The sequence below is a fragment of the Paenibacillus sp. FSL H7-0940 genome (assembly GCF_037979415.1).
Taxonomy (GTDB): domain Bacteria; phylum Bacillota; class Bacilli; order Paenibacillales; family Paenibacillaceae; genus Paenibacillus; species Paenibacillus amylolyticus.
In genome coordinates, this window is sequence record NZ_CP150280.1 from 758,945 (window position 1) to 784,930 (window position 25,986).

The following is a 25,986-nucleotide window of genomic DNA, read 5'->3' on the forward strand; positions in this document are numbered from 1 at the left end:
TTAAATGAATGGTGTAGGTGCTTCATGAAACTTTCGAATCGATTACAGCGAATACATGATCAAATTCCCGATGGCAGCCGCATGGCTGATATCGGTTCAGACCACGCGTTGCTGCCAGTAGCCGCAATCCGCAGTGGGAAAGCTGCAAGTGCAGTAGCCGGGGAAGTCAATCCTGGCCCTTATGATGCTGCATGCAAACAAGTCAGTGATGCTGGCCTGAAAGAAAAAATCACGGTGCGTCGTGGAGACGGTCTTGATGTGATCTCTGCGGGTGAAGTGGATGTCATCACCATTGCAGGTATGGGCGGTGCCTTGATTGCTTCTATTTTGGACAGAGGTTTATCCAAACTGGAAGGAGTCCAGTTACTTATTTTGCAACCAAATGTGGGTGAGGATATCCTCAGACGCTGGTTACTGGAGCATCACTGGGTGGTTGTAGCAGAACAGTTGCTCGAAGAAGATGGAAAGATTTATGAGATTATAACGGCGATGCCACAATCTGTAAGCCCGATTGCCAATGTAGAGGTGTATCGTGCACGTCCGCTTCAAGGCGGGGCAGAATTGACGGAAGATTTGCTGCTACGGATGGGGCCTTATTTGGTTGATCGACCAACGGATGTATTTTTTGCCAAATGGGAAAGTGAGATCGTCAAACTGCAAGGGGTTGTTAACTCCATCTCCAAATCCGATCAGGATTCTTCCCGGGACAAGGCGGCTGAGGTAGAGCGTCTTATCGCAAACTTGAAGGAGGTTTTGGCATGTTTGCCAAAGGTCAAACTGTAATTCAACTGATGGAGCAACTCGCTCCCAAACATCTGGCTGTACCGGATGACCGCATTGGTCTCCAGCTCGGCAGTTTGCAAAAAGAAATCCGTCACGTGTTAGTAGCTTTGGATGTGACGGATGAAGTGGTGGACGAAGCGATTCGCATTGGAGCCAACCTGATTATCGCTCATCACGCCATCATTTTCCGTCCGGTTAAGTCACTGAGTACAGATACACCTATGGGTAAATTGTATGAAAAGCTGATTAAGCATGATATTGCTGTCTATATCAGTCATACAAACCTGGATGTGGCCGAGGGTGGGATGAATGACTGGATGGCCGAGGCACTTGGCATCGAGAGTAAAGAATCGCTGGAAGATGTACACACAGATCATCTGTACAAGCTGGCTGTCTTTGTGCCTCGTACCCATCATGAACAGGTTCTTCAGGCCATTCTGGAAGCCGGAGCGGGGAGTATCGGTCAATACAACAAGTGCAGCTTTAACACGGAAGGTACAGGAACATTTGTACCTGGTGAAGGGACTCAACCGTTTATCGGTACCCAAGGGCAGATGGAACGTGTGGAAGAAATGCGTATTGAGACCATCGTACCCCAAAGTCTGAGAAGTAAGGTCGTTCAGGCGATGCTTAAGGCTCATCCGTATGAGGAAGTGGCCTATGACCTCTATGCAATGGATTTAAAGGGCCGTACGCTCGGTCTGGGACGCTTGGGACCCCTTAGGGATCCTAAGACATTAGGTGAGCTAGTGGAGGTCGTGAAGACCCAATTCAATGTGCCTCATGTGCGGGTAGTAGGAGATCTGAACAAGCAGATCAAAAAAGCAGCGGTTCTTGGCGGCTCTGGCAGCCGTTACGCGCTGACTGCCCGCTTCAAAGGTGCGGATGTTATTGTGACCGGAGATATTGATTATCACACGGCTCATGATGCGTTAATGGCAGGTATGTGTATCATCGACCCGGGACATAATTCCGAGAAGATTATGAAACCAAAAACAGCGGATTGGCTTCGTTCCCGTTTGGAAGAAAAACGATATGATACGCAAGTTACAGCTTCACAGGTAAATACGGAGGTATTCCAATTTATCTAAAAAGACCGTTGCTGTGTGGTTCCCAGTAATATTAAGCTTGTCTGGGAACCTAAATGCCTGTATACTATGTAATGTTGTTCGGAAAGCTTGACAGACAATCGCTGGTGGCCTTTGTTGCCACGAGAGGAAAGTCCGGGCTCCACAGGGCAGGATGCTGGATAACGTCCAGTCAGCGCGAGTTGAAGGATAGTGCCACAGAAATGGACCGCCGATGGCCGGATTTTCCGGCACAGGCAAGGATGGAACCGAGGTGTAAGAGACCCCGAGGAACGCTGGTGACTTCGTTCCTGGTAAACCCCATCTGGAGCAAGACCTAATGGGACACAGCCGCCTCTTCGGAGGAGGCAACCTTAGCCCGAGGTGTGTCTAGGTTGGTCGCTTGAGCTGTGCAGCAATGTATGGCCTAGATAGATGATTGTCGCTTCTGGTGGGAGGGTAGTTCCCGTATGAACCACGAAGAGCACAGAACCCGGCTTACGGTAAGCTTTCCTAACTGCAACAACAACACAATGTAGTCCACCTATCAGTCGAGGACAACTCGTATGAATTATCCGATGGCCTGACTGATCAGAAGGACCCATGAACATCTAAAAAAACTTAACTCCTGTTGATAACAGGTTCTATAAAAAAAAGGCGGCAGTTCCGAGATTCTCGGGCCTGCCGCCTTTTTTTTGTTTCTCATATCAAGTTATTAATCTTCATACGCTAATGGAATAGTCAAACGTTTATGACAGTTCATTACAGTGTAACAACACTGTCCGATGTTAAGGAAGCATGCCAACGTTGGATGGCGCGATCCATTCTTTCCACGGCTTCCGGAAGGAGCTCAGGGTCCGTATGAGTAAAGTTGATCCGCATGCGGTTTAACTCTGGTGTGCCTGCATAGAAGGAATCACCAGGGACAATGCACACTTTCTCCTGGATACCATAAGTGAACAGATTGCTTGCAAGCATGCCTTCAGGCAGTTGCAGCCACAAGAACATGCCACCTTGAGGTGAATTCCACGAGATGCCTTCCCAAGCTTTGGCTGCCATAAGAGTAGTCAATGTTTTCATGCGTTGTTCGTAATCCTCTGAAATATGGCGGATATGCGCATCCAGATCGAAAGATTCAAGCAGTGCATGAAGCGCTCTTTGGTCAATGCTGCTGGAGTGCAAGTCAGCACCTTGTTTGGCTCGTGCTGCCATTTTGACAATATCGGGAGCAGCCAGTATCCAGCCCGTACGAAGTCCAGGTGCTACCGTTTTGGAGAATGTACTGGTGTAGATAACGTTGGAAGGGCCGTCATAGGATACTGCATCCAGTTCTGCGAGAGCAGGGACATCCAATTGCTCCGGATTAAACCGAATTTCACCATAGGGATCATCTTCCAGAATGAGTACACCATACTTGCGGCACAGATCCACAGCCTGCTGTCTTCTTTCTCGCGACCATACTTTTCCCGTAGGATTGGAGAACGTGGGATTAATATAGACAAGTTTTGGACGATGCAACTGGAGCTGTTCCTCCAGAGATTCAGGCAACATGCCGTGATCATCACAGGCTACGCCGTGAGATTCAGCCTGATAGGAATGAATGACTTGCAGAGCAGCGAGGTAGGTTGGTGATTCAACCAATACGCGGTCACCCGGATCGAGAAGGATGCGGCAAACCAAGTCAATGGATTGCTGTGAACCCGTAGTGAGAAGCATGTGATCGGGTGAAGCGGGAATGCCCTTGGATTCAAGACGTTCGGCGATTTTGGCGCGAAGAGGACGATAACCCTCAGTCTCCGCATATTGAAGAGCGGCTGCTCCGCTCATAAATACTTTTTCATATGCAACGCGGATGGCTTCCAGCGGGAAAGAAGTCTGGGCCGGTAATCCACCGGCTAGTGAGATCATTCCAGGTGCCTGAGCGGCCTGGAGCATGTCGCGAACGACAGAGGACGGGGTGTTTTGTGCCATTTTGGACCAAGGGATACTCATGTTATTCTCATCTCCTGTTATTCACTGTTATACTGATATTATAAACTATAATAGACGGACTACACTATAACAGTAAAATGAAGATCATAACAGTTGGGGGAGCACACATGCATATTGAATTAAAGCGGGGAAGCAGTACCAAATTATACGTGCAGATTGCGCTAACGATTGCCGATCGCATCAGATCAGGACTCATTGAACCTGGAACCCGACTTCCTTCTGTTCGTAAAATGACCGCGGATTTGGGTGTCAGCCTGGTCACTGTATCCAAAGCGTATGCTGAACTCGAAGCGATTCAATTGATCACCTGCTCCCAGGGGAAAGGTTGTTATGTGAGAGGTACATTGAACGTGGATCAGTTGGAGGATGTGGACCGAACGCAGCGAAACAATGCCAACAGTGAATCCGGTACGTCATGGAATTGGCAGATGGCACTGGTGGATTATTTACCGCGAGCGCAGCTCTGGAGACATTTTGATACATCACCTCAAGTGCGGTATGAACTTCATATGTCAGCGATTCAGCCTGAACTGTTGCCTACACGAGAGATTATCGACAGCGCCTACCGACTCTCCTCTGATCATACAGAGCGTATGGCAGCTTACGGATCTTTTCAGGGGGATCGGGAGCTTAGACAGATCTTGGCCGAACACTTTGCCGAGCGTGGACTACAGGCTGCACCTGAACGCATGTTAATTACAAGTGGTGCTCAGCAGGGGATCGATCTTGTGGCACGAACTTTTGTCGGACCTGGGGATGTTGTATACATGGAGGCACCAAGCTATACCGGAGCCATTGATGTATTTACGAGTAGAGGCGCGAAGATCATTACGGTCCCAATGGATGACGAAGGCATGCGTATTGATCTGTTGACCCGATTATGTGATACCTATCCGCCCAAGCTGATCTATACGATCCCGACCTATCACAATCCAACAGGTATCACGATGAGTGCAAGAAGACGAGCACAACTTCTTAATCTCGCGCAAAGCTACCACTGCCTCATTCTGGAGGATGATCCGTTTGCAGATCTTTATTTTCGGGACCCTCCCCCGGCTTCCATTAAATCGATGGATGGGACAGGTCATGTCGTATATATTAAAAGCTTCAGCAAGGTGTTGTCTCCCGGTTGCCGTATAGCCTGCGCCATCGCAGACGGAAGTGTATTGACCCGGCTTGTGGCCGCGAAATCTACGGCGGATCTGGGGAGTCCGCTGCTTACACAAAAGGCACTGCAATCTTTCATTCAGAATCAGTACGGTGCCTATGTATCCCGATTGAGGGATGAATTGTATTCTCGCTTGTGCGCAGCATCTGAAGTGCTGGAAGAGCATGCTACTATGGGCATGCAATGGCACTTGCCAGAGGGAGGACTCAATCTGTGGCTCCAACTTCCGAGTAACTTGGATATGCGTGAGTTGCATCATCAGTCACTTGCTGCAGGGGTCTCTTTCCTCCCCGGTTCCGCCTGTTATGTAGGGGAGATGGATACACCAAGTCTGCGTATCTGCTTCACGGTAACAAACGTTGAGCTTTTGTGTGAAGGACTTCGTGTACTGTGCCAAGTCATTGACAGAGTAACACCTGGGCAGGGTGGGACAGTGGCGGACAGGCTACCGCTCATATAATTTTTCGGACTATGGACATACATCCAATCCACTTTCGATCTGTTGCAATAGGTTATAGTATCACCAGAAAGGGAGTTGGTTTTGAAATGAACCATTACTGTCCACCGCTTTGCCCGATTGTCTGTGACCCGATCCAGGTTGTTGAGGATTATTACATCCCACAAATCGTGCCTGTAATCCACCCGATTGAAGTGATCAAAAAACATCACTGTGTTCCGATTCATCACCACATGTATCCTGTTGTTGTTAAAGAAGAAGACCCTTGCTATGTATCCAGCCATAATCCGAAGAAAAAATCCGTGAAAAAATCAAGCAAAGCCCGCACAACTTCTCGCAAACGCTAATCGCAGCGGGTGCCCCGGGGAATTGGATATAAACCAAAAGAGCAGCGTACGCCCCGGGGCGCAGCTGCTTTTGTATTTTTTACAGATTATCCTCATTACGCTTACTGCGTATACTTTTTCATCGTATTATCCATTTGTTGTCTGACATGATGCGGCCAGAACTGCAAAGGAGCGCTGTTGCCTGATGCGGCTTGCAGTGCCTTATAGACATCGATTTGTCCATAGCCGAAATACTTATCGTGACCCGGATCACCGAGGTCAATAACACTTTGGCGCATCAAATCCATCACCTCCGTGTTGGTCAAGTCCGGGTTCAACGAACGAATCAAACCTGCAAGTGCGGCTACATGAGGGCTAGCCATGGACGTTCCAGACAAGGCTGCATACTGATTGTTTGGATAGGTACTGGCGATACTGGACCCCGGAGCCATCACATCAACATAGTCCCCGTAGTTGGAATAGGAAGCTTTGCTCATATCCGGGTCCGTAGCAGATACGGCAAATACTTCCGGATAAGCAGCAGGGTATCCTGGACGCTCGGTATTATCATTCCCCGTGGCTGCAATCAGGACGATATCCCGGTCAAAAGCGTATTTAATGGCATCATGAAGAAATTGCGCATCAGCATAATTGCCGAGACTCATGTTGATAACCTTGGCTCCATGATCGGCTGCCCAGATGATGCCTTCGGCAACGGCATACGTGGTACCAGAACCTGAGTTGTCGAGTACTTTAACCGGTAGTACCTTGTTATACCAGCTCATGCCTGCCACGCCTTCATTATTGTTGACAATAGCGCCGATAATGCCTGCGACGTGTGTTCCATGTCCCACATCATCCATCGGTTGGCTTCCCGGCTCGACCACATTATAACCCTCAAGGAGCTTGCCCTTCAGGTCAGGGTGATTCATATCAACCCCCGTATCAACTACTGCTACGATGACATCTTTGTTTCCCTTGGTAATATTCCAACCTCTGTTTGTCTCAATCGCAGGCAGGTTCCACTGATAATCGGAGAACAAAATGTCATTGGGTATCGTTACATCTGTTTGTTCAGTTACAGTATCATTGGTTAAATACATATAGTGGGGCTCCATATAGAGTGGATTCCATTTGCTTTCGAAATAACTATGCAATTGTTTGTAACTCATGTGTTCTGACCGAAAAACATACGTGTATCCCAGCTTGCGCGCAGATTGCGCTCTCAGATCGGATTTAATGATACGCATATCCCGTTCACCGGGATCTTGGCGAAAACGGATGACGATTTCATTTTCATAAAAATGACTGGCATTTGCATTATCATGTCCAGTTTTTACTGTGATTTCGTTAAGCGTATCCGGGTGAACAGACTCAATTTTGAATTTACCCTCACGCGGATAAGGGATCATGCGCAGATTTTTGCGCTGATGTTGTTCAACAGCATTTAATACGTTCTGACTGAACAAGGCAATTACAGCTCTTTTGCCATCTTTGGAGGGTTGCCCCATAACAAAGTATTTTTCTTTTCCCAAAGGAAAAGAAGAGGATTCAAAACTTTGACGTTTGTTTACTGCTTTTTTGGCAAGGTTGAGCGAATGTTGAAGCTTCTGTTGTTCCAACTTGCTTCCTTGTGTGGAGGCGTGATCAAAGGGCTTGTTAAAAGAGCCATTGGTATTCATCAGATGAATGGATCTGATATGTTCATGTGAACTTTGGAGATCATTCACATATCGGCTAACCTGAGCAGCATTCATTGTGGCGGTTTTCTCCAGCATGATACTGAGATGTTGCTTGGCATCCATACGGGTCAGAAGATCGGTTGCTTTGACATCCTGCACTTTCAGACGATGCTTACTCGTGTGCTCCTCATGAGCAGAGTCAGACAGGGCACTTGGCTTAGGTTCGGGACGATTGGATGTTGGAAGCAGGAGCGTCAGAGCGAGTGCTCCTGCACCAGCTGCAAGGGCCCAGTTAATCCATTTCGGTCTGGACATGGTGGATGGAACCTCCTTCGTTCATTTTGAACAATCATTAACAGTGCTTCGTCGTTGTCACTGGTTATATCTATCGTTAGAAAAAGCGGATATTTTTATGCAGGCGGGTTCGAGTCTAACTGCGTATAATAGGCATGTTTAACGGCAGAAGCGGAAAGCATGATTAAGGGATACCGCTCGTCATCTTTTTATGGTAGGATTATAGCTGAGAATTCAAAGGTCAGGGGAAAACCACCGTTGGCCGACCTATATGTAAGGACTTATTTAAGGGGGAGCTACCTTTATGTCAGCAGCCAATGTACAGAAAACATGTGAGTCAACTAGGGAAAAGTTAAAACCGGCTATCGATCGGATTGAAAATTTTTTGAATGAGAATGCTTTGCCTGAACTGGATCAGAATCAGACGGAAGAATCAACAGCCTTCTACAAAGGATTTCTTTCAGATCTCCGTCATTTGCTCGTTTTTTCTGAAGTTTCTTACGAAAAACTTGGCGTTGTGCTGCGTCGTGCCAACTTTGATGTCGATTTTGCCGAAAAGGCTCTTTATAATACGTATCACCAATGCGTAAACAGCTTTTTCTATCCCAAAAATGAATGTTATTCCGAAGACGGAAGATACGCTTACACAGGACAAGATGCCATTCGTTTCCGTGACAAGCCGATCCGTGCAGTACGGGATGTCATTCTTGAGGTTTCCAAAACGTACGAAGAATTGCGCGATGATCTGGCATATTATGAAAGTGATTACCTGACTCAGCGCCGTATGCAAAATCAACGGAATCACGCCTAATTAACGTTTAAACTTGAATATGAAATTGGACGAAACCGCCCTTGTGGCGGTTTTTTTTGTGTTATTAGTGAGAATCAGACGAGGTGTGATCATGTCATCATCTGGCATTTTGACGGGGAATATCAGGTTTGTGGCGGGGAGACAATAGTAGTCGAGGTGATAAAAAATGAGCCAAGACAAACCAATTGTCAAATGCAGCGTCTCCAACTGCAACTTTTGGGGAGAGAACAACTTCTGCCACGCTGATGCCATCATGATTGACATCGACCAACATGCCACCCGTCGTCTGCATGAGGAATTTGCCGGTGAGACATTTGACTCCGATCACCATGATCATGCACGCACATCCTCTGCAACATGCTGTCACACGTTCAAACCCAAGTGAGCAGTCATCCCTATTCATAACGGAGGTGCTTCCCAATGAAAAATGACGATAATAAGTTTAATTTGCAGGATCGCCCTAAAATCAATGTTGACGGTGAAAAACAGCGTATGCGCGTCGATTATCCCAGAAAAGCACATCGGGAAGAATACGGGGCAGAGGTCGCTCCTCCGACTGTCGTAAGAACTGGAGGTACCGAACGGGCAGAGCCTGTACCTGAGAAGCATGAGGCAGACCGGGTCATGGAATCAACAGGCAAGGTTGCGGGTTACATGGGACTTGCCTTCGGGATCGCGTCTTTGTTTATGTGGTCAATCGTACTTGGACCGGCCGCAGCCGTACTGGGTTACTATGCATATGTGAATGGTCGTAAGACAGCGGGAGCCTGGTCCATTGGACTGGGTGTTGTAGCTACGCTGAGTTATTTTTTCATGATTCCATTCGCTCGCTAACGTGTAAAATGATTCATTTAAAAGCCTTCTGTTCTCACCCAAATACGGTGAATTACAGAAGGTTTTTTTCGTATATGCGCAGGTTATGTGGAGAGATTCATATATTTTTTTGAAAACAATGGAACCTTGCTGTAAAACGATGTAGAATAAGGTCATAATACGCTTAATTATACGGGAGTGGGTATAACTCATGCAGATTGATCCAAGCGGATCGCGGCAGTTGTTGGAACTGCAATTGTCCAATGTGAATAACCAAACCAGTGGATCACAATCGGATGCTGGTTCAACAGTGGATTTCGCCAATGTGATGGACGGGCTGTTAGGTACGGGTGCCAATTCGACGAGCAATACAGATTCTACCGCTACGGTCTCCAAAAGATCCAGTGATGGTCTGTTGTGGCTGCAACTCGGAAGCACGTACAATCCAGATATAAATACGGCAGGATCGTCCTCTGTCTCCAATAACATCGTTGAGTCTTTATTATCTTCATCCAATACAGGAATCGTGGATTCAGGTGCATCTGTACCTACGGATTATGAATCTTTGATTGCCGAGGCAAGTGCCAAATACGGTGTTCCTGAATCATTGATCAAGGCCGTCATTGACACAGAGTCCAATTTTAACCCAAATGTGGTGTCCTCTGCCGGTGCCAAAGGGCTCATGCAATTAATGGATGGCACGGCTGCAGGGCTGGGTGTGAGTAATTCATTTGATCCTGCCCAAAACATTGATGCGGGTACGAAGTATCTTTCCCTTCAGCTCCAGCGTTTCGGTGGAGAAGTGAAGATGGCACTTGCTGCATATAATGCAGGACCAGGTCGTGTTTCACGTCTGGGCGTGTCGAGTGATAGCGAACTGATGAGTGTACTTAACCGTTTGCCTTCAGAAACACAGAATTATATATCCAAGGTGGAGAAGGCACAGTCGAAATATGTGATCTAAACTCACAGATAGACATTTGTGAAAACACATGGTAGGCAGGATGAGATCAAATGTGGGAGCAGAAGCGCTTGAAACGCCTGTTCCCGGTTGGTCTTTTTGTGTTGTATGGGTATCGTGTTACAATGCTCACTGTAGGTTCAAGAACGAAGAGATAAGGGAGGTCTAACCTCATTTGAAATATTTTGATTATGCTGCAACCACACCTCCCCATCCTGATGTGATTCGTACGATGGCCGAAATTATGGAGACACAATTCGGTAATCCGTCCTCCATCCATGGGTATGGAGAGCGTGCCGATCAGTTGCTGCGTCGTGCTCGATCTGGATGTGCTGCGGCAATCGGCGTTAAGCCAGAAGAGATTGTATTTACTTCCGGTGCGACAGAGAGTAATAATCTTGCGATAAAAGGTGCGGCATTACGTTATCAGTCACGAGGCAGACACATCATCACTACGGCTACCGAGCATGCCTCGGTGTACGAAAGTGTTATGCAATTGCAGCAGTGGGGATGGGAAGTGACATTAGTTCCCGTGAATTCCGATGGAGTGGTCAACGCTCAGCAGGTTGTAGACGCGATCAGGCCCGACACGGTGCTTGTAAGTCTGATGCATGTAAACAATGAAACAGGAGCCATCCATCCGATTGCAGAGATTGGCAAACAACTCAAAAAGAAAGCACCACGGGTGCTTTTCCATGTGGATGGTGTTCAAGGCTTTGGAAAAATGAAGGCGACACCTGCCGTTTGGGGTGCAGATCTATACAGTCTGTCTGCTCACAAGATACGTGGACCGAAGGGAGCAGGTCTCCTGTATGTGCGAAGTGGAGTGGAGCTTACGCCACTATTGTCAGGAGGATCACAGGAGCAAGGCCTAAGAGCAGGCACAGAAAACGTGGCCTTACTGGTAGGCATGGCAAAGGCCATGCGAATGGCAGCAGAAGATCAGGTTGATTTTGCCCGGCGTACAACGGTGCTCCGTGATCGATTGATGGAAACGATACGTGTTATTCCCGAATTTGAATTGAACAGTCGCCCAGAGGGTGCACCTCATATTGTGCACTTCTCCTATCCGGGGATGAAGGCAGAAGTGGCGCTGCACACCTTGGAGCAACTTGGCGTAACCATATCGACCCAATCTGCCTGCTCTTCGCGTTCGGCTGAACCGAGTCGGGCTCTACTTGCGATGGGCAGAGATGCAACTTGTGCTGGTGGCGGATTGCGTATTAGTCTTGGAGATGAACATACAGAAGAAGATGTAGCCTTGCTTGAACAGGCTTTACATCAGATGGTGGCGCAGTTGCGGCCCCTCGAAAGGCGGATGTAATGGAAATGAAATATGATATGCTGCTTCTCCGTTTCGGAGAGTTTATGTTAAAAGGGAAAAATCGTGCCCGATTTGAGAAAACGATCATTACACAGGTGAAAGCTTTGCTTAAACCTTATCCAGGAGCGAGCCTTCGCAAAGAATATGGCCGTGTCTATGTGGATCTTGGCGGTGAATCACATACTGAACTGATTAAGGTGCTGAAGCGGGTATTTGGTGTGATGTCGATTAGTCCGGTTAAAGTTACTCCATCCGAGCTTGATGAGATTGTGAAAACAGCAGTTGCGTTTATGAACGAAAGGGAAGACGAATTCAAAGAAGGCACCACATTTAAGGTAAATGTAAGGCGGGTTTGGAAGGAGTTCCCGAACTCTTCCCATGAAATGAACCATCTGGTCGGTTCCCCGATCCTTAGGAAGTTTCAGCAATTAAGTGTTGATGTTCGTCAACCTGATATTGAACTGCGAGTGGAAATTCGGGATCAGGGTACCTATATTTTCAACGAAACCATTCCGGCAGTAGGCGGCTTTCCACTGGGGACGAATGGCAAAGCGATGGTACTGCTATCAGGTGGAATAGACAGCCCGGTGGCAGCCTGGTCTTCCATGCGCCGTGGACTGGAAGTGGAATGTGTGCATTTTTACAGTTACCCGTTTACAAGCGAGCGCGCCAAAGAGAAAGTCATTGATTTGGCACGTGCCCTTGCTGATCATGCGGGAACAATCAAGCTGCATCTGGTTCCATTTACGGAGATCCAAACGGCATTTACCCAGCTGGGTCAGGATAATCTGATTATTACGCTGATGCGACGTTCAATGCTGCGAATTGCATCCAAACTTGCCGAGCGTGAGCGGGCACTCGCACTGATCACCGGGGATAGCCTGGGCCAAGTAGCGAGTCAGACTCTTCCGAGTATGAATGTCATTGGTCGTGCGACGGATCTGCCACTTTTGCGACCACTGGTTATGATGGATAAACAGGAGATCATTACTCTGTCCAAACAGATCGGAACGTATGACATTTCTATTTTGCCATATGAGGATTGCTGTACTCTCTTTGTGCCAAAGTCACCTTCAACCAATCCAAATCTTCGAATTGTGGATAAAATAGAATCAACAATGAGCCATCTGTCAGAATGGGTGGATCAGGCGGTGGAACAAACTGAAACGATCACCCTGCATGCCGGTGAAACTTCTGTGGTAACGAATCCGACAGGCGACAATGGCATGAAGGATGATTGGTTCTAAACTCAATAAAAATTAGCATGGCTGACATAACAAGGGCTATGTTAACTGCAAAAAAGGACTGTCCGATGAAATATCGTTCAGTCCTTTGCTGTATTCAGATGAAATTGTTAGTTTAAATTAGCCTACGAATAGGAGCGTTGCTGTTCCCCACCAGATCCCTTGTGGCTGGAACTGCTGGAGCGTTTGCGATAACCTGCAAAGACTACACCTGCAATAACCACAACGATAAAGAGAATGCGCAATGCCGGATGTTCCGTAAAGTAAGGCAAGAGTCGCTGTTCCTCAGTGATCATATTGGAAGCCGTATACCCGAGAACAATGGCTCCGACATAGATAATCCAAGGAAAGTGATTAATTAGCTTGATAAACAGGGTACTGCCCCAGACGATAATAGGTACACTAATCAGGAGTCCAAGGATGACAAGCACGAGATGCTGCTGCGCTGCTCCAGCAACTGCAATCACGTTATCTAATCCCATGGCTGCATCCGCAATCACGATGGTACGAATAGCGGTCCACAAGGAAGTTCCCGCCTGGACATTATTGTGTTCATCTCCCTGATCCGCCAATAATTTATAGGCAATCCAGATCAGAAGTATGCCTCCCACAAGCAAGAGCCACGGAACTTTAAGCAACCATAAAACAACAACTGTTGCTAAAATTCGAATCAAAAGTGCGCCGCCAGTTCCATATAGAATCGCCTTTTTCTGCACGGAAGGGTGCAAGTTTCGAGCTGCGAGACCAATGACGATGGCATTATCCCCAGCCAGAATTAGATCAATAAAGACAACGTTCAGCAAAGCCAGCCAGAATGTGGGACTAAATAGCTCCATGATATATGTCACTCCTTATATACGGTTCAATCATTAAGAATAGCATGGACAACTCCGACATACAAGTTAATGTGGGGGGATGAGGACATGGATACACTATGGCTGTTAACTGAAATTTTAATGATCAATCTGGTATTAAGTGGAGATAATGCGGTTGTTATTGCGCTTGCCAGCAAGGATCTGCCACCAATACAACGCAAAAAAGCGGTATGGTGGGGAGCTTTTGGCGCGGTACTGCTGCGTTGTGTGTTAACCTTTGTAGCGGTATTATTGCTGGGGATTCCCTTTATCCAAGCGGCAGGTGGGCTGTTGCTACTCTGGATTGCAGTAAAGCTGCTGCTTCAAAATGAGGATGAAGTACATATTCGAGAAGCTTCTACGACCTGGAAAGCCATTCAAACCATTCTGATTGCCGATTTTGTAATGAGCTTGGATAATGTTTTGGCCATAGCGGCTTTGGCAGATGGAGATTTGGCTCTGATCGTCATTGGTATTGCAATCAGTATCCCCATCGTTGTATGGGGGAGCGGGTTAATTGTTGGTTTGTTGAAGCGATTTCCGATTCTTGTATTCGTCGGATCAGGCATCCTGGCCTTCACAGCAGGTGAGATGGTGATGAAAGACCCCAAGTTAGGAGAATGGCTGGGAGGTATGGCTTCAGAGGTGCATACGCTGCTACCCGTAGCCATGGCTTGTCTTGTGGTTGCGATTGGAGGCGCACATAAATTTGTGCGGAAGAACGCATAGTTTAATTTTGGATAAAAGCTTGAACATATGACCGTCTGAACCGTCCGGTTTAGGCGGTTTTGTGGTGAGATAATACGCTTGTCAATACAACAATCATTGGGCTGGTCATAAGTTGCACATTTTAGGGTAATACAGGTAAAGGGCGCACGCAAAGTGCGACATCAAGTATAGTTTTTTGCCGAAACATCGGATACACTAGAAGCATGATTACAGGTTTGATTATCAACAGTCAGCATGGAATGCGTATCGTTTATGAAGAAATAAAGTACATAGCCATAGTATAAGAGGTGATTTTAGATGAGGATGAGAAATGAAAAAGCGATTGGACTATTTATTGTAGCTGCGGGAATTATTATTCTGCTTGGCAAGTTTGGCGTGTTTGGATTTATTGGTCGTAATTTCTGGCCTTTGCTGATCCTGCTGCCAGGCATCGCCCTTCATGCGTTATATTATGCGCGTATTTCACCATCGTGGTCACTCGTTCCTGCCGGCATACTAACGGTGTATGGTGTTTTATTCAGTATAACGAATACATGGGGCGCTGGACTTATGAGCAGGCTGTGGCCAGCATTCTTGCTTGGGATCGCCATAGGGTTACTCGAATATGGAATGGCTGAACGACGAAGACCGGAATATGTGTTACCTGCAGCTTTGATCCTTGGTGCGGTGTCGATCATATTATTCGGATTTACCTTGCTGCAAACGGGAATAATCTATGTACTTGCTGTCCTTTTGATCTTGGGTGGAGTCTGGTTATTACTTGGACGAGGGCGTCAAGGGAGAGGCTGGTAACATTCCCAGTGGTCTTTTTGTGCGAAATATCTTGATTTTTACCTATAATAAACTATAATATAAGGGATATAGACATGCGTCGGGATATCACCGACGCTTATTTTGTGAGTAACCTGCGAAATTGCGGGAAGTTTAAGTAGATATGATTTGAAATTGGAAAGGATATGGATACAAAACATGCATTCAAGAGAACACATTCGCAATATTGCGATTATTGCCCACGTCGACCACGGAAAAACAACACTCGTTGACAAGTTGCTCCAGCAATCCGGTACTTACCGAGATCACGAAACGGTACAGGAGCGCGTAATGGACTCCAACGATTTGGAGCGTGAACGCGGTATTACGATTTTGGCCAAAAACACGGCTATAACTTATAAAGATTACTTGATTAATATTGTGGATACACCAGGACACGCCGACTTCGGTGGTGAAGTTGAACGTATCATGAAAATGGTTGACGGTGTATTGCTCGTTGTTGATGCTTATGAAGGCTGTATGCCACAAACGAAGTTTGTACTTCGTAAAGCACTTGAGCATAACCTGACACCAATCGTTGTTGTAAACAAAATTGACCGTCCAGCGGCTCGTCCGACTGAGGTTATTGATGAAGTATTGGACCTGTTCATTGAACTGGGTGCCAACGATCAACAACTCGAATTCCCTGTTGTATATGCTTCCGCATTGAACGGAACATCCAGCATGGATAATGATCCTGCCAAACAAGATGACAACATGATGGCGATCTACAATACCATCGTTAGTCATATCCCACACCCTACCGAAAATGTTGAAGAACCACTTCAATTCCTCGTTACTTTGATGGACTACAATGAATACCTTGGCCGTATTGCCATTGGTCGTGTTAACCGCGGTGTGATCCGTCAAGGACAATCGGTAACGGTTATTATGCGTGATGGTAAGAGCAAAACTGCACGTATCGAGAAACTGTTTGGTTTCCAAGGTCTCAAACGTATTGAGACGGAAGAAGCAGGAGCAGGTGACATCGTTGCCATTGCAGGGATCAAGGACATCAACATTGGTGAAACCATTGCCGACCCTAACAACCCGGAAGCTCTGCCAGTTCTGAAAATTGATGAGCCAACACTGCAAATGACGTTCCTCGTGAACAACAGTCCATTCGCAGGTCGTGAAGGTAAATGGGTAACTTCCCGTAAACTTCGTGAGCGTTTGTTCAAAGAGTTGGAAACAGACGTTTCCCTTCGTGTTGACGAAACGGATAGCCCAGATGCATTTATCGTTTCCGGACGTGGTGAGCTTCACTTGGGTATCTTGATTGAAAATATGCGTCGTGAAGGATATGAGCTTCAAGTATCCAAACCAGAAGTTATCGTAAGAGAAGTTGACGGTAAGAAAATGGAACCTGTTGAGCGCTTGTTGATTGATATCCCTGAAGAGAGCATGGGTTCCGTAATGGAGAGCCTGGGCGCACGTAAAGCAGAGATGGTTAACATGGTTAACACAGGTAGTGGTCAAGTTCGTCTGGAGTTCCTGATTCCAGCACGTGGTTTGATCGGATACAGCACAAACTTCCTGACATTGACTCGTGGTTACGGTGTAATGAACCATGCATTTGACAGCTACGCTCCAGTAGTATCCGGTCAAGTGGGTGGACGTCACCAAGGCGTGTTGATCTCAACTGAAACGGGTACATCTACGTTCTATGGCATGATGGGCGTTGAAGATCGCGGTACGCTCTTCTTGGAGCCGGGTACTGAAATCTACGAAGGTATGATTGTTGGTGAACATACACGTGACAATGATATCGTTGTTAACATCTGCAAAGAAAAACAACTGACTAACGTTCGTTCTTCCGGTAAAGATGATACGGTTAAAATTAAAACTCCGATTATCTTCTCATTGGAACAGGCGCTTGAATATCTGAATGAAGATGAATATTGTGAGATTACACCAAAATCTATTCGTCTTCGTAAAAAGATCCTGAACAAATCCGAGCGTGAGCGTGCAGAAAAACAACGCAAAATGGCTTCTAAAGCCTAATAACAACAAAATAAACTATATAAGTTAGCATTTGATGGAACACATATGCACCATCGGCGTTGATTACAACCCACTAAAGTAGTGGAGGATACGGAATCGATTCTGTAGGAGCGAAGCGTTCGCCTTTATCCCCGGATTTAACCATTGAAAAATGGATCAAAAAAATCTGGGGATAACAGCGACCAAAAGAACGATCCGAATCCGAAACGGTCATATTGCAGAGCTTTGTAATTAATGTTGTTGGTGTTGTTCCATCAACCAGTTAACTTATCCTAGCATGAACACGAAAGGAGCTGGCTGTGCATGCAAGCATGGTTCGCATCACACCCGATCGTAGCCTACATCGTCATCTTTGTATTGATTACTTACGTATATAACAAGGTGTTTCGGGTACGTCAGAAATTGCCACTTGGTAAGGAAATCGTTCTCTATATTTTGATGGCGATGGGCACATTCATGCTTCTTATTTTTCAAATCGACAAGCTTCCCATCATTCAATGTTTGCTGGTGGCGGTTGGTTTGATGTTATTAGTGAGAGTGCGTTATTTTATTGAAGGTCGTCAAAAGAAAAAAGCGGAAGCTGCCGCTCGAAACTCATAAATCCTGTCTTGTACAGACCATCCGTTTTCCTTAGGGAAAGCGGTTGTCTTTTATTTAGACAAAAACAGATGTGATAAAGGTGTTGAAGATATGAACTCAAATTCGAACGGACTGCCTCCACGGAGACAGGCACCAACGCAATCCGGTGCTTCTGGATCGAAGAATGGCAAGGGCAAGCAGCCTAAGAAGAAAAAGAGAATGAATGCTTTTGGCAGAATCCTTTTAAGTCTATTGGTTATTGCCATTGTGGTAGGCGGTGGATATGCGTACTGGGTATACAATCAAGTCGTGGATACAGGCATCGATAAACCGGTACCTCCCGGGATGTCAGCCACAACCAAACCGATCACGATGCTGTTATTAGGCACAGATAACCGTCCTGAAACTGGCACATATCTTTCGGATGTTGTTATGGTGGCTTCGTTGAATCCGGAGACCAAGACGGCAACCATTGTATCTTTGCCTCGAGACACGCGTATTCAATTGGATGGGTACAAATCCAACAAACTGAATTCCTATTATCCAAGATTCAAAGCACAGGAAAAAACCACTGGCAAAAATGCAGAGGATCAGATGAAAGAAATGATGGGCAAGTATTTGGATGTAGATATTAATTATACAACCGTCCTGAATTTCCAGGCATTCCGTGATGCTGTCAATGCCGTAGGTGGCGTGGATGTGACTGTGGATAAAAATATGTGTTATAGAGATACAGCCGATGGTACAGATATCAATCTGGTCGCAGGCGCACAACATCTCGATGGTAAAGCAGCACTAGATTTTGTTCGTTACCGCAAATCCAATTGTAATCCAAAGACTGATGAATCCAATGACTTTGATCGTAACAAACGTCAAAACCAAGTGCTGAACTCCATGCTGGATCAGATGAAATCTCTTGGGGGCATTACAAAGATCAGCAAAGTGATTGGTGCAGTTGACAAGAATATGACGACAGATGTGGAATCGGAACAAATGAAAAACTTTATCTCGACGTATTGGAACATTTCCACTTCGGATGTGCATTATACTCCGGTTACTGGAGAGTGGAGAAGTCCATATGTGTATATTAATGAGACGGAACTCGCCAATGCCAAGCAGGCTTTAAAAGATACACTTTCAGGTAAAGTAACAGCTTCACCTTTAGGCGAATAACCTTCATTCTTTTGGGATTGGAAGCACGTTAATCGGTATGCTATAATAACATAAACCAAGTACAAGAATTGCATAAAGAAGGTTAGGGGGCTGGTTGAATGTCCGAAGCCGTCACACAATTAACTGAATCTCTTTTACAGCAATTCAAGAATGAGACCTTTGTGCTTCTGAGCACTGTGGATGTAGAATCCGGAGGTCCGACTTCAACAGCCATCTCCTGGATTTATGCGGAGAATGCTTCTACTTTTCGTTTAGCAATTGATCATCGTTCACGTTTAGTAAATAACATGATTACTAATCCGCTCATTACGGTAACTGTCTTTGGAGAAGAGACGGTGTACGCAGTGAACGGACGTGCTGCAGTACGACAAGATCCGCTGCTGGACGTTCCATTTAATATGTGCTGTTTCGACATTACAATTGAAGCGGTGAGGAATGCTCTGTTTTACGGCGCTCAATTGTCCTCTGTGCCTCAATATGTCAAAATATATGATCAGCGTGCTGCTGAGAAATTAGATGAGCAGGTTTTTGCTGCCATGAAAAAAGCCTAGTGAGAGATCACTGGGCTTTTTGTTGTCTTTTGTCCGATGAATGCAGCTGCTGCATTTGTTGTTTTTGATTCATGTGTTCATCCGGATTTTGACGGACTTTGACGTCTTTTGGGAGTTGAGGGATAATTCGTCCCACCATGTCAGCGAGTTCTGAAGCAAAACCGGAGATTGGGTGCCCTTGACGAATATGTTCACCAATCTCTTTAATTCGTTCAGTGACATCTGCATCAGCAGTAACGATGGAATCTATACCTTCGGGGTCTTTGCGAAGTGCTTCGGCAACAGCGTACTTAATGGTACCCACCCGAGCACGTTCCAGTTCACCATCAACATCGATGCCAACTACGGCTGTATTACCGAGTATGACGCAGTTCGCATCTTCAACACCTTCTACTTGCTTGGCAAGGGCTTTAAGGTGATTGATTCGTTTTTCATTGGGCATCCGGCCACTCTGTGCATCATCTGCAATGTTGGTATCATGGACTTCACCTGTATTCTCATTGAGACGGTCCAAACGTGAAGGATTCATCCGATCTTCCTGTGCATTGAGCATGTGAGATCCTTTCCCTTGATCTTGCTGAGTTGTTACATTTCCTCCGTAACCTTTCGCATGTGTACCTTGATTCGGCGAAGCGCTGCGTGTGGAACTGTTGCAACCTGTAAGTATAAAGATCAGAAGCAGCGTGCAAACCCATATTTTCATAAATGTTCATCCTTTCTTGGAGTTTTTCAGAATGGTTGACAATTATTTTGCCCTAGTCGAATACATTTATGTATGGGATCATGATTGTCCATGCCGCTGCTGAAAGATCACACTATTCATGCCTTTAACGACGCCGCTTTGGAGGGGATTGAATGAAAAAGATTTTTGTATTGGATACCAACGTGCTTCTGCATGACCCCAATGCCATATTTGCCTTTGAGGAACATGAGGTAATCATTCCCGCGGTTGTACTGGAGGAGATCGACTCCAAAAAAAGAAATGCCGATGAAATTGGGCGTAATGCCCGTAATGTATCCAGACTGTTAGATGGATTACGAGAGCTGGGTCACTTGCACAGTGGGGTACCTTTGGCTAATGGAGGTAACCTGAAAGTAGAACTGAATCATCGGAGTTTCGTGAAAGTTCAGGAAATGTTTGGTGAAGTGTCCAACGATAATCGCATTTTGGCTGTCGCACTGAATTATCAGATTGAGGAGAATGAAAAGGAAGTAGTCGAACGTCAGGTCGTGCTTGTCAGTAAAGATGTACTTGTGCGTATCAAAGCGGATGTACTTGGTCTGTTCACACAGGATTACTTATCAGATCGGACGGCAGGACTCAGTGAGTTATATCCAGGTTATACGGCCCTAAAAGTTCATCCGTCAGTGATTGATGAGTTTTACACATATCGTTTTTTACCAATCAAACCGTTGCAGTTGTCTTATTCGTTGTATCCGAATGAATTTGTCATTCTCAAGGATGAGATGGGAACCAATAAATCGGCTTTGCTTAAAGTGAACACAGAGGGAACAAAGCTGGAGCCGCTTTTCCTCAGTAATGACAATGTCTGGGGCATTAGCGCACGTAACGCACAACAACGCATGGCACTGGAATTGCTTTTGAATGATGACATCCCGCTTGTTACCATCACCGGTAAAGCCGGAACAGGGAAAACCTTGCTGGCACTTGCAGCAGGTCTGCTTAAGGTAGAGGATGATCATAAGTACAAAAAACTGTTGATCGCTCGCCCTGTCGTTCCAATGGGGAAAGATATCGGTTATTTGCCTGGTGAGAAGGAAGAAAAACTTCGTCCATGGATGCAGCCGATATATGATAATCTGGAGTTTTTGTTTGATACCAAAAAAGCTGGAGATATCGATAAAATCCTAATGGGACTTGGCAGTATTCAGGTGGAGGCCTTAACGTATATTCGTGGAAGATCGATACCTGGACAGTTTATCATTATTGATGAAGCCCAGAACCTGTCGCGCCACGAAGTGAAGACCATTGTATCAAGGGTCGGTGAAGGCAGTAAGATTATTTTGATGGGAGACCCCGAACAGATAGACCATCCGTATCTTGATTCTGCCAGTAATGGTCTGACGTATATCGTGGAACGGTTCAAACAAGAGGGAATCAGCGGACACATCATGCTCGAAAAAGGAGAACGGTCCAAGCTGGCACAGCTTGCAGCTGATTTATTGTAAAATTTAGGGGATTTATTTCCCGGAAAATGTTGTTATTGAAGCCGGCTCCTGGAGCCGGCTTTTTGCTGAAAAAATAAGTAAGCGTTATTACACAGAACTCGATATGCTCGTATTATGCAAAAATCCGAAAAAGTGTTTTTCGGCAGGGTAGGACAAGAGTACTACTTATTTGTTACAATAATTGCTGCAGGAAAAAACTAGGTGAACAGGGAGGGAAGTTAATGAAGCGTAGACATCAGGTTGTTTTATTCGCGGTATTGCTGCTTTCGTTAACGATCTTGTCACCGAGTTTTGACTTTAGAGGTTCGCAGCTCAATCAGGAACGCGATCAGGAGAAGGATGCTTTTCCTGGGTCTTCGTCCCGTAATGAAGATGCTCAAGCTCCGCTGGAGATTGTAGTGGCCATGTCGGATGAAGAGTTCCAAGCCTTTCAAAAAATAGCCAAAGAAGTTGCTGCTTCCCAGCTGGTAGAGATTAATCTTCGGAATGAGAAGCCGGATACATATAAGCATGTTTTGGATCTTGAATTTTCACTAGGAGAGAACGGTGATGTTGTTCTGCTTGATAGTGAGGAAGTGCAATACTATGCCCAAAAAGGGTACCTGTATCCGTTAAACGGAACCACATTATCGAAGTCGCTAGGAGATACGGTAGTTGGGTTACGGGGAATGACAGAGTGGAATGGTTATCAGTGGGGAATGCCTTTTGATTTTGATCCGTACATTCTGGCTGCCCAAACTTCATTTCTGAAGAGAGCTGGTCTGGAGTCATTACCTCGCAATAAAGATCAGTGGGTCAAACTTACTCAACAAGCCGTTGCGGAAGGCATCCGTTTGATTACAATGAACATCAATGATATGTACGGGACAAATGCGTGGCTGAATCATTTGGGACCGAGGATGGCACCAGATCAAGTTCAACGAACACAATTAGATTCGCAAACGGGGGATCTTCAGCAGGGGATTCAGTTGATGAATCAGATTCAGCCCCTTATTAGGCTTGAGTCTACCAATTCGGAGTTCTCTCCAACTGCTGACCAGAACGGCACACCGATGGTTGTATCATTGTTATCTCAATTATTAAGTGCGGATCAAGCGAGTAAAGTTGATAAAGATTCTTTGGAGCGGATTTCTTTCGAAACCTTGGAAACCGTAAACTCCAGAAGCCTTGTTATTACTGCGGGTTCGGTTGAGGCTGAGGAGGCCAGTAGATGGATTGAAGGAATGACGTCCGCTACGACACAGCTGAAATGGTACCAACAGGTTAACCGGTTGCCCGCAAAGCAACAGGAGCTGGATTTGGAGTCTGAGAAACTCGTTGGACGTTATGACATGACAAAGGGACAATCCTGGTTCTCAACCACCCAAGATGTCCCCGCTGCAACGACTGAAAGTCATGCTCTAATAACTCGTTTTCATAAAAAAGTACAACAATTCTTAAAGGGAGAAATTACAGCGAATCAATACGTAGACAGTATTAGAACGACGAATTAACTTTAAGTTCGTGTTCAAAAAGTCTGAATTTCATCTTCGATGCTGATGATGCCACAAGGCATCCTTCGTAGTCAAAAGCGGACTTTTGAACAACTTCTTTAAAATGATATAGCTAGTTTTACTTCCAGTATGCCTTCACTTGTTGAAACATCGGTTGCTTTGACAAACGACAGGATTTTCTGTGGATAGAACCCAAGGTCAAATTCTTTTTCCAGCATTCGGCGAGTGGTGTTTGGTAATTCAAGCTGGTTGAATACAAGTTTGTCCACATGAAAACGAATGGAGTTTTGGGGTTCATTTTCTACCGTATAATGTCCTTCTATGCTTAATTGCAACTGATCCCGCTGACCGGAAGCTATAATCTTATCCTGATTAAACTGAAAGGCAAAGTCTTCAAAGATTGAATTTTGGGAACGAAGAAATGCATTAAGCTCATCCTGCCCAATTCGAATCGTATAGGTTGCTCCAGTCGTGGATATACCTCCGTTTTGTTTTTGGATAAAATCGGGCAGGTTCTGCATGGCAGATGCCAATGCTTTGAAATATCGTTTCACCTCATAGATGCCGATGTTCTCCCAATAAAGGGTTAATTCATCCATCAGTTTCTGAATCGCTGCCGCATCTCCGCTGGTGGCTATTTGGGCATCCACTTCTTTTTGCAAGGCGACTACACGTTCCCGCTGGTTTTGAAGATTAGTCTTCATTTCGGTTAATTCTGTTGTAGTCTGACGAATCTGAGTGGAAGTCTGTTGCAGATTGTGATAACGGTCCTGATACTTGTCCAGCACAGCCTGATCCCGTCCGATAATAATCTGGTAATAATCATACAGTACAAACAGGTCTTTGAATGATCTGGCTCCCAGGACCGTCATGAGGAGGCTGTCGCGTTCTCCTGTGTAGTAGGACCTCACTACAGCTCCGGCCCGATCTTGCTGAATATGTATCTGCTCTTCCTGTTCCTGCAGCTGGACGGATAATGTCTCGTGTTGTTGACCCAGCTGCTTCTGCCTTTCGGTGATGCGTTCGATTTCATGATCGATTTCAACGATGGATAGACTTTTTTGTAATATCTCACGTGTATCCTCAGGTGAAGACTCTCCATAGGTATAGGCTAAAGGTAGCTGGAGGAATAAAATGATGCATAATATAAAGGCGGAAATGCCGTGTTGACGTTTCACCGATCCATTCTCCTTTCCACTTCTTAAATGACAAACGTACAGGCTTGTTGTCTTCCAGACAATATATGAAACAAATACGTGAAATATCCTTAGTGGTTACATAACACCATGAACATTCATTTAATCTGAACACAACAAAAAAGCAACCCGACAGATATCGGATCACTTTGATGCTGCAGGTGGATTAGAGCGGCAAACCCATTTCGAATACGGTCCAGTAGCTGAACCCCGTGAATGTTACGATCATATAACCCCAGAAGAGCAATATGTACGTTCGCTCGGTAAATTTCAAGTATCCCAAAATGACAAAAAACGCAGTCTGCAGGAAAAAAAGCAAAGCCATTTCGACCAGATCTCCCGCAAAAGCCATCAGGCCAATTGCAAGCGTGAAGAACCCGAGTACCCGAAACATGCGTGCCACGGTAAATCCTCCTCTCCTAAGTACGTTCATAGATTGTCTACACAACATTATACCGGGAAAGGAAAAACGTGTAAACAAATTTGGATATGAAAGCGAATTCTTTTTTTGCTCAAAGTAAGTATAGAGGGATATGTTTTACGTATGTCACGTATGAGCAAGCCTGAATGTGGAAATACATTTTAGTATGAAATCAATTCTATGAACTCTATGAGAGGCATAAGAATGAATGAAGCAGCTTTTATACCTAATTCACATACCGGGCTTCCGGTAATGCGGACGGTTATTTTAGGATGTTGTTAGGAGGGTATTATAGCATGACTGCAGTGAGACAGGATGCTTGGAGTACAGAGGACGATTTGATATTGGCTGAGGTTACTTTGCGTCATATTCGGGAAGGCAGTACACAATTGGCCGCTTTTGAAGAGGTGGGCGAAAAAATAGGCAGAACATCTGCCGCATGCGGTTTTCGCTGGAACAGTTGTGTACGTAAAAAGTATGATTCTGCCATCAGTAACGCCAAGGCACAACGACAAAAACGAAGTTATCTCAGAAAGCAACCAGCTATGCTCGGACCGCAGGTTGCAGCACTGTCTACACTGGACACTGAAGAACATCTGTACAAATCAGATGGGATCTCAGACGATTCATTATCGATGGATGCAGTAATCCGCTTCCTGCGACAATGGAAGGGAACGGTGCAGGAGAGTAGTCGTCAACTCAAGATGCTGGAGAAGGAGCTTCGGGAGAAAGAAGATGAATTGCTTGAACTACGTCTTGAGAATGACCGTCTCTCCAAGGAAGTGAATGAAGTACAGACGGATTACCGTGTGGTGAATGACGACTACAAAGCTTTGATTCAGATTATGGATCGGGCTCGCAGACTCGCATTTTTGTCCGAAGAAGAAGAGGAACTTAAGACACGTTTCAAGATGGATGCCAACGGGAATCTGGAACGAATTGAATAACAAATTCAGACGTTTGATTTGTGAAAGTCAGGTATGAACCCGCCACACCTCCGTTACACAACGGCAGGTATGACGGGTTTTTAGTTTGGTGTTTTTGTTCTATTATAGATAATAGAA

25 protein-coding genes and 1 other RNA gene are annotated in these 25,986 nt (G+C 45.7%); 20 read left to right on the top strand and 6 right to left on the bottom strand.

Features of this window, described 5'->3' with window-relative positions:
- Nucleotides 1-24: 24 nt before the first annotated feature.
- The 3 genes from MHB71_RS03155 (at nt 25) to rnpB (ending at nt 2,366) form a co-directional block, all read left to right on the top strand.
- A complete protein-coding gene (locus MHB71_RS03155) occupies nt 25-783 on the top strand; it encodes a class I SAM-dependent methyltransferase (RefSeq protein ID WP_036615026.1) in 759 nt (252 codons plus the stop codon).
- Nucleotides 759-1,874 carry a Nif3-like dinuclear metal center hexameric protein gene (locus MHB71_RS03160; protein WP_047843775.1) on the top strand — a complete coding sequence of 372 codons (1,116 nt, stop codon included), beginning with the start codon at nt 759-761 and terminating at the stop codon, nt 1,872-1,874. Before MHB71_RS03155 ends, MHB71_RS03160 begins: the two co-directional genes overlap by 25 nt.
- Nucleotides 1,875-1,956: 82 nt before the next feature.
- Nucleotides 1,957-2,366: RNase P RNA component class A (gene rnpB, locus MHB71_RS03165), an RNA gene on the top strand.
- A gap of 246 nt (nt 2,367-2,612) precedes the next feature.
- Here the strand turns inward: rnpB and MHB71_RS03170 are convergent.
- Nucleotides 2,613-3,842 (bottom strand): PLP-dependent aminotransferase family protein, encoded by a 1,230-nt coding sequence (locus tag MHB71_RS03170; RefSeq protein WP_036615022.1) that lies wholly within the window; start codon nt 3,840-3,842, stop codon nt 2,613-2,615.
- A 107-nt stretch (nt 3,843-3,949) separates the two neighbouring features.
- Here MHB71_RS03170 and MHB71_RS03175 point away from each other — a divergent pair, with 107 nt between their 5' ends.
- Both MHB71_RS03175 and MHB71_RS03180 read left to right on the top strand, forming a co-directional pair.
- A complete protein-coding gene (locus MHB71_RS03175) occupies nt 3,950-5,470 on the top strand; it encodes a PLP-dependent aminotransferase family protein (RefSeq protein ID WP_340028829.1) in 1,521 nt (506 codons plus the stop codon).
- A gap of 86 nt (nt 5,471-5,556) precedes the next feature.
- The gene (locus MHB71_RS03180; protein ID WP_036615016.1) at nt 5,557-5,814 is read left to right on the top strand and encodes a hypothetical protein; all 258 of its coding nucleotides are present in this window, start codon (nt 5,557-5,559) and stop codon (nt 5,812-5,814) included.
- Nucleotides 5,815-5,915: 101 nt separating this feature from the next.
- Here the strand turns inward: MHB71_RS03180 and MHB71_RS03185 are convergent, their stop codons facing one another.
- Nucleotides 5,916-7,790, bottom strand: coding sequence for a S8 family peptidase (locus MHB71_RS03185; protein WP_340028830.1), 1,875 nt, complete (start codon nt 7,788-7,790; stop codon nt 5,916-5,918).
- A gap of 283 nt (nt 7,791-8,073) precedes the next feature.
- On the opposite strand from MHB71_RS03185, the gene MHB71_RS03190 reads away from it, so the two are divergent.
- The 6 genes from MHB71_RS03190 to thiI all read left to right on the top strand — a co-directional run bounded on the left by MHB71_RS03190 (nt 8,074) and on the right by thiI (nt 12,925).
- Nucleotides 8,074-8,580: a YpuI family protein gene (locus MHB71_RS03190; RefSeq protein ID WP_017687263.1), complete on the top strand. Its 507-nt coding sequence runs from the start codon at nt 8,074-8,076 to the stop codon at nt 8,578-8,580.
- 166 nt (nt 8,581-8,746) lie between these two features.
- Nucleotides 8,747-8,965, top strand: a complete 219-nt coding sequence (locus MHB71_RS03195) for a DUF1540 domain-containing protein (RefSeq protein ID WP_074095869.1) — start codon at nt 8,747-8,749, stop codon at nt 8,963-8,965.
- Nucleotides 8,966-9,072: 107 nt separating this feature from the next.
- The gene (locus MHB71_RS03200) at nt 9,073-9,414 is read left to right on the top strand and encodes a hypothetical protein (RefSeq protein ID WP_235193989.1); all 342 of its coding nucleotides are present in this window, start codon (nt 9,073-9,075) and stop codon (nt 9,412-9,414) included.
- 190 nt (nt 9,415-9,604) lie between these two features.
- Nucleotides 9,605-10,357 (top strand): lytic transglycosylase domain-containing protein, encoded by a 753-nt coding sequence (locus MHB71_RS03205; RefSeq protein WP_036674814.1) that lies wholly within the window; start codon nt 9,605-9,607, stop codon nt 10,355-10,357.
- Nucleotides 10,358-10,529: 172 nt separating this feature from the next.
- Nucleotides 10,530-11,678, top strand: a complete 1,149-nt coding sequence (locus MHB71_RS03210; RefSeq protein WP_340028831.1) for a cysteine desulfurase family protein — start codon at nt 10,530-10,532, stop codon at nt 11,676-11,678.
- A 5-nt stretch (nt 11,679-11,683) separates the two neighbouring features.
- Nucleotides 11,684-12,925, top strand: coding sequence for a tRNA uracil 4-sulfurtransferase ThiI (gene thiI, locus MHB71_RS03215; RefSeq protein WP_340030122.1), 1,242 nt, complete (start codon nt 11,684-11,686; stop codon nt 12,923-12,925).
- Nucleotides 12,926-13,047: 122 nt separating this feature from the next.
- Here thiI and MHB71_RS03220 read toward each other — a convergent pair whose 3' ends face one another.
- Nucleotides 13,048-13,758: a TerC family protein gene (locus MHB71_RS03220; protein ID WP_036674816.1), complete on the bottom strand. Its 711-nt coding sequence runs from the start codon at nt 13,756-13,758 to the stop codon at nt 13,048-13,050.
- A gap of 87 nt (nt 13,759-13,845) precedes the next feature.
- Here MHB71_RS03220 and MHB71_RS03225 point away from each other — a divergent pair, with 87 nt between their 5' ends.
- The 6 genes from MHB71_RS03225 to MHB71_RS03250 all read left to right on the top strand — a co-directional run bounded on the left by MHB71_RS03225 (nt 13,846) and on the right by MHB71_RS03250 (nt 19,622).
- Nucleotides 13,846-14,505: a TerC family protein gene (locus MHB71_RS03225; protein ID WP_047843767.1), complete on the top strand. Its 660-nt coding sequence runs from the start codon at nt 13,846-13,848 to the stop codon at nt 14,503-14,505.
- Nucleotides 14,506-14,802: 297 nt separating this feature from the next.
- Nucleotides 14,803-15,297 (top strand): hypothetical protein, encoded by a 495-nt coding sequence (locus tag MHB71_RS03230; protein ID WP_143781059.1) that lies wholly within the window; start codon nt 14,803-14,805, stop codon nt 15,295-15,297.
- Nucleotides 15,298-15,474: 177 nt separating this feature from the next.
- On the top strand, nt 15,475-17,319 hold the full coding sequence (gene typA / locus MHB71_RS03235; protein ID WP_036674819.1) for a translational GTPase TypA: 1,845 nt from the start codon (nt 15,475-15,477) through the stop codon (nt 17,317-17,319).
- A 303-nt stretch (nt 17,320-17,622) separates the two neighbouring features.
- Nucleotides 17,623-17,919: a YlaH-like family protein gene (locus MHB71_RS03240; protein ID WP_036614990.1), complete on the top strand. Its 297-nt coding sequence runs from the start codon at nt 17,623-17,625 to the stop codon at nt 17,917-17,919.
- Nucleotides 17,920-18,009: 90 nt separating this feature from the next.
- Nucleotides 18,010-19,071 (top strand): LCP family protein, encoded by a 1,062-nt coding sequence (locus MHB71_RS03245; RefSeq protein ID WP_340028832.1) that lies wholly within the window; start codon nt 18,010-18,012, stop codon nt 19,069-19,071.
- Between the two features lie 98 nt (nt 19,072-19,169).
- Nucleotides 19,170-19,622, top strand: coding sequence for a pyridoxamine 5'-phosphate oxidase family protein (locus MHB71_RS03250; RefSeq protein WP_340028833.1), 453 nt, complete (start codon nt 19,170-19,172; stop codon nt 19,620-19,622).
- A 7-nt stretch (nt 19,623-19,629) separates the two neighbouring features.
- On the opposite strand, the gene MHB71_RS03255 is transcribed toward MHB71_RS03250, so the two are convergent.
- Complete coding sequence (locus MHB71_RS03255) at nt 19,630-20,325, bottom strand: YhcN/YlaJ family sporulation lipoprotein (RefSeq protein ID WP_076318867.1); 696 nt, start codon at nt 20,323-20,325, stop codon at nt 19,630-19,632.
- Between the two features lie 152 nt (nt 20,326-20,477).
- Between MHB71_RS03255 and MHB71_RS03260 the strand changes: the two genes are divergently transcribed.
- Both MHB71_RS03260 and MHB71_RS03265 read left to right on the top strand, forming a co-directional pair.
- On the top strand, nt 20,478-21,812 hold the full coding sequence (locus tag MHB71_RS03260; protein WP_024628438.1) for a PhoH family protein: 1,335 nt from the start codon (nt 20,478-20,480) through the stop codon (nt 21,810-21,812).
- A 221-nt stretch (nt 21,813-22,033) separates the two neighbouring features.
- Nucleotides 22,034-23,305: an extracellular solute-binding protein gene (locus MHB71_RS03265; RefSeq protein ID WP_340028834.1), complete on the top strand. Its 1,272-nt coding sequence runs from the start codon at nt 22,034-22,036 to the stop codon at nt 23,303-23,305.
- 98 nt (nt 23,306-23,403) lie between these two features.
- On the opposite strand, the gene MHB71_RS03270 is transcribed toward MHB71_RS03265, so the two are convergent.
- Both MHB71_RS03270 and MHB71_RS03275 read right to left on the bottom strand, forming a co-directional pair.
- Nucleotides 23,404-24,483: a hypothetical protein gene (locus MHB71_RS03270; protein WP_340017964.1), complete on the bottom strand. Its 1,080-nt coding sequence runs from the start codon at nt 24,481-24,483 to the stop codon at nt 23,404-23,406.
- Between the two features lie 184 nt (nt 24,484-24,667).
- Complete coding sequence (locus tag MHB71_RS03275; protein ID WP_017687281.1) at nt 24,668-24,904, bottom strand: DUF2626 domain-containing protein; 237 nt, start codon at nt 24,902-24,904, stop codon at nt 24,668-24,670.
- A gap of 314 nt (nt 24,905-25,218) precedes the next feature.
- Here MHB71_RS03275 and MHB71_RS03280 point away from each other — a divergent pair, with 314 nt between their 5' ends.
- Complete coding sequence (locus tag MHB71_RS03280; RefSeq protein ID WP_036674824.1) at nt 25,219-25,869, top strand: RsfA family transcriptional regulator; 651 nt, start codon at nt 25,219-25,221, stop codon at nt 25,867-25,869.
- The last annotated feature ends 117 nt before the right edge of the window (nt 25,870-25,986 follow it).